Origin of the sequence: Aeromonas sp. 604443, assembly GCF_049170315.1 — a bacterium.
In the GTDB taxonomy this organism is placed as follows: Bacteria; Pseudomonadota; Gammaproteobacteria; order Enterobacterales; family Aeromonadaceae; genus Aeromonas; species Aeromonas veronii_A.
Genome location: NZ_JAAKMI010000032.1, coordinates 1 through 620 on the forward strand (window position 1 = coordinate 1; position 620 = coordinate 620).

At 55.8% G+C, this 620-nt stretch carries 1 rRNA gene; it reads left to right on the forward strand.

Going from position 1 to position 620, the window contains the following annotated elements:
- A 23S ribosomal RNA gene (locus tag G5380_RS20495) occupies positions 1-620 on the forward strand; the annotation flags it as partial.

Below are 620 nucleotides of genomic sequence, written 5' to 3' on the forward strand. Positions count from 1 at the left end.
CGCGGACAGTGCCTGGTGGGTAGTTTGACTGGGGCGGTCTCCTCCCAAAGAGTAACGGAGGAGCACGAAGGTTGGCTAATCCTGGTCGGACATCAGGAGGTTAGTGCAATGGCATAAGCCAGCTTAACTGCGAGACGGACAGGTCGAGCAGGTACGAAAGTAGGTCATAGTGATCCGGTGGTTCTGAATGGAAGGGCCATCGCTCAACGGATAAAAGGTACTCCGGGGATAACAGGCTGATACCGCCCAAGAGTTCATATCGACGGCGGTGTTTGGCACCTCGATGTCGGCTCATCACATCCTGGGGCTGAAGTCGGTCCCAAGGGTATGGCTGTTCGCCATTTAAAGTGGTACGCGAGCTGGGTTCAGAACGTCGTGAGACAGTTCGGTCCCTATCTGCCGTGGGCGTTGGATGATTGAAGGGAGTTGCTCCTAGTACGAGAGGACCGGAGTGAACGAACCTCTGGTGTTCGGGTTGTCACGCCAGTGGCACTGCCCGGTAGCTAAGTTCGGAATCGATAACCGCTGAAAGCATCTAAGCGGGAAGCGAGCCCTGAGATGAGTCATCCCTGACCCCTTGAGGGTCCTAAAGGGCCGTTGGAGACCACAACGTTGATAGG